4 protein-coding genes are annotated in these 3,905 nt (G+C 67.0%); 1 reads left to right on the forward strand and 3 read right to left on the reverse strand.

Translation table 11 applies throughout. The features are described from left to right. On the reverse strand, window positions 1–768 hold a 768-nt coding region (locus VNJ47_09385), incomplete at its 3' end, for a DUF1302 family protein (GenBank protein HXG29045.1). Between the two features lie 168 nt (window positions 769–936). Between VNJ47_09385 and VNJ47_09390 the strand changes: the two genes are divergently transcribed. Further along, window positions 937–2,361 (forward strand): wax ester/triacylglycerol synthase family O-acyltransferase, encoded by a 1,425-nt coding sequence (locus VNJ47_09390; GenBank protein HXG29046.1) that lies wholly within the window; start codon window positions 937–939, stop codon window positions 2,359–2,361. 119 nt (window positions 2,362–2,480) lie between these two features. Here VNJ47_09390 and VNJ47_09395 read toward each other — a convergent pair whose 3' ends face one another. Next, entirely contained in the window at window positions 2,481–2,801 is a 321-nt protein-coding gene (locus VNJ47_09395; GenBank protein HXG29047.1) for a 2Fe-2S iron-sulfur cluster-binding protein, read from the reverse strand. A gap of 11 nt (window positions 2,802–2,812) precedes the next feature. Continuing rightward, window positions 2,813–3,905: FAD-dependent oxidoreductase (locus VNJ47_09400; protein HXG29048.1), on the reverse strand; the 1,093-nt coding region annotated here is incomplete at its 5' end.

The raw sequence follows: 3,905 nt of genomic DNA on the forward strand, positions 1-3,905 counted from the left end.
ATAGCCCATCAGGCTCAACGTCGGGCTCAGCGCCAGGGTCGCGGAGATCTGGTTGTGCGGCAACAGGATTTCCTTGATCTCGGCGCCGGGCACGAAGGCGCGCGCGGCGTCGGCTCGTCCCATCGCCAGCTGCAGGCCGGACAGAAACAGGCTTTCGCCCCAGGCCACCACGTGTTCGCCGACGCGCACGTTCAGGAACATGCGATCGCCGAACAGGCCCCAGTCGCCGTAGGCATAGGCCTCGAGCAGGCGTGCGCGCTGGCCGCTGTAGCGTTCGGCTGAGCTGGAAAAACGGTCGAAGCGCGTCGCGGCATCGCTGCGGTTGAGGGTCTCGGGCGAATCGTTGGCGTTGCGGTCGAGATAGGCCTCGTCGCGAAAGATGTCGCCGCTGACCACGAGGCCGTAGTTGTCGCGGCGGAACTGCAGCTCGGTGAACAGGCTGACGCGGTTGTTCACCATGTCGCCCTTCTCGAAGTTGCGGTTACCGTCGTCGCCGTTGATGGTGCGCGGCAGGCCGGAGTTGATGAAGCCGGCGATCTGGCCTGGCGGGAACAGCACGGGTTCCAGCGGAATCACGGCGCCGTCGATCAGTGCCGGGTCCGGATCCTCCATGCGCCAGGCGGCCGAGTAGCCGAGCGTGGCCTTGTAGCTGCCCTCGATGTCCCAGAATTCGAAGCTGCCGGCCTGGACCGGCCCATGAACGCCCAGCGTGACCATCCCAGCGGCCAGCAGGCCCAGCCTGCAAACGACCGCCATTCTCCCCGACACTCGCATGCCCCTGCCTCCCCCGGCCTTGTTTGGGAACTTTGTCCCATAACTTACGGATGCCCGGATGAAGGGGCCTCATCCAAACCGATTAGGAAAGCGGCAGCGCGCGCCTGCAGGGATAGCCGCAGCCCCCGAATTCAGGCACCGTATGCCGATCCGGAGGCGAAAATGACAAAAACCTATCTCAGCCCGGTCGACGCCGCGTTCCTGCGCATGGAATCCAAGCGCACACCCATGCATGTGGGCGCGCTGATGACCTTCCGCCTGCCCGCCAAGGCGCCGCCTGACTTCCTGCGCCGCCTGCTCGACAAGATGCGCGAGCAGCCTTTCATGCCGCCGCCCTTCGACTGCCGGCTGGCGCGCGGGCGCCTGGCGCGCGTGGCGCCGGCCTGGGAAAAAACCGAGGTGGAGATGGACTACCACCTGCGCCATTCGGCCCTGCCCTATCCCGGCGGCGAGCGCGAACTGGGCATCCTGGTGGCGCGTCTGCATTCGCACCCGCTCGATATGTCGCGGCCGCTGTGGGAATGCCACCTGATCGAAGGGCTCGAGAACAGGCGCTTTGCGCTGTACTTCAAGGCCCATCACTGCGCCATCGACGGCGTGGGCGCGATGCGCATGGTGCAGAAGTGGCTGTCCAGGGATCCGAACGAAGACAGGCCGATGGGACCCTGGATTCTGGCCGCGAAGCCCGCCGACGGTACCGACGAGGAAACACCGTCGTCGCTGCTGCAGCGCATGAAGAAGCCGGCGCGCACTGCCGCCGAACAGGCCAAGGCCCTGAAGGAACTGGTCAGCGGCCTGCGCAAGATGGCGCAGGGCGAGGACAGCGGCGCGCGCATGGCGCTGCATACGCCGCGCAGCCTGTTCAACGTGCGCGTTTCCCAGCAGCGGCGCCTGGGCACGCAGATACTCGAGCTGCCGCGCATCAAGGCGCTGGCGGTCGCCACCGGTACGACCGTGAACGACGTGTGTCTGGCCATCGTCGGCGGCACCGTGCGGCGCTACCTGATCGAGCAGGATGCGCTGCCGGAGAAATCGCTGCTGGCCTCGGTGCCGATGGGCCTGACGCGGCCCGACGGCAAGCCGGGCAATGCCGTGGCCGGCTTCGTCGTGCCGCTGGGCACCGACCTGAAGAGCCCGCGCGAACGCCTGGACCTCATCCACCGCGTGACCACGCGCAGCAAGAACGAATTGCAGGAGATGACGCCGACCGCGCTGATGCAGTTCGCGCTTTTGGGCCTGTCGCCGCTGATCCTCGGCCAGATGACGGGTACGCTGGCCAAGCTGCCGCCGTTCTTCAACTTCGTGGTGTCGAACGTGGTGCTGTCGCGCGAGCCGCTGTACCTGATGGGCGCGGAGCTGGAGGCGATGTATCCCGTGTCCTTCCTGTTCGACGGCTATGCGCTGAACATCACGCTGGTCGGCTACAACGATCGCATCGCCGTCGGCTTCCTCGGCGACCGCGATGCCATCCCCAGCCTGCAGCGCATGGCGGTGTACAGCCGGGATGCGCTGGCCGAACTGGAGAAGGCCTGCGGCATCAGCGCGAAAAAGACCGAGAAGAGAAAAACCAGGAAAGCCCCCGGCTAGCTACAGTAAGGAAACTCTGATTAATTGCTTTCGTCATTCCGGCGAAAGCCGGAATCCAGCGACTTTCAAGGCTCTGGACCCCGGCTTTCGCCGGGGTGACGGAATAGAACAAAGGTTCCCTAAACTTGTCCGGCGGGAATGCGGGCGATCAGCCCGTCCATCTCCTCGGTGAGCTTGATCTGGCAGGACAGCCGGCTCAGGGGCCCCGGTTCGACCGCGCCCTCCAGCATGCCCTGCTCCATCTCGTCGGCCGGCGGCAGCTGCGAGAACCAGGGCTCGTCCACGTACACATGGCAGGTGGCGCAGGAACAGCAGCCGCCGCATTCGCCGATGATCCCGGGAACGAAATTCGTGGTGGCCGCCTCCATCACCGACTGGCCGACGCTGCCCTCGACTTCCTGGCTGGCGCCGTCCGGCTGGATGAAGATGACTTTGGGCATGGCCGCGAGTATCAGGCGGCCAGGGTTTTCAGCGCAACCGACTCGTCGGCCAGCTGCGCGGGGTCCAGCCGCGTGCGCGCCGCCACCAGCTTCTTCGCGAACATGAAGTCCTGCGGCCGGCTGACGGTGTCGGCGGCGATCAGCTGCCCCTCGCGCAGGTAGAAGGCGGCGAAGGACCGCTGCGTGGCCGGGTCGCCGCGCAACACCAGCTGGTCGTAGCCGGCCGAGAGCCCCGCCATCTGCAGCTTGATGTCGTACTGGTCCGACCAGAACCAGGGCACGGTCCGGTAGGGCGCATCCTTGCCCAGCATGGCCTGCGCGGCGGCGCGGCCCTGCTCCATTGCGTTCTGCACCGACTCCAAGCGGATACGACGGCCGAGGAAGGCATTGGGATGGTTGGTACAGTCACCGGCGGCGACGATGTCGGGATCGGAGCTGCGCGTGTACTCATCCACCACGATGCCGTTGTCCACCGCCAGGCCCGCGGCCTGCGCCAGCTCGACGTTCGGGATCAGGCCGATGCCGACCACGACGAAGTCGGCGGCCACGCGCTCGCCGCCATCGAGCACGACGTGGGTGACCTCGGGTTCGCCTTCCAGCGCCGTCACCTGCACACCGGTGCGCAGGTCCACGCCGGCCTCGCGGTGGATACGCTCGAAGAAGGCCGAGATCTCCGGCACCGTGACCCGCGCCAGCACGCGCGGCAGGCCTTCCAGTACCGTGACCTTGAGCCCGAGCTTGACCGCCACCGCGGCGGTTTCCAGGCCGATGAAGCCGCCGCCGATCACCACCATGCGCCTGCCCGGCGCGATCCGCGCGCGGATGGCGTCCACGTCGGCGATGGTGCGCAGCAGGTGTACGTTCGGGCGATTGGCGCCCGGCAGGTTCAGCGGGCGCGCGCGGCCGCCGATGGCCAGGGCGAGCTTGTCGTAGGCCAGCGTCGTGCCGTTCGACAGCGCCACCGTCTTCGCGGCGCGGTCGATGCGCTCGACGCGGGTATTGCCGATGAACTCGACCCGGATCTTGTCCAGGCTGGCCTGCGGCAGGACGTAGAGGCTCTCCAGCTTCGCGCTGCCGGCGAAATAGGCCTTGGACAGCGGCGGG

The organism is Nevskiales bacterium (assembly GCA_035574475.1).
In the GTDB taxonomy this organism is placed as follows: Bacteria; Pseudomonadota; Gammaproteobacteria; order Nevskiales; family DATLYR01; genus DATLYR01.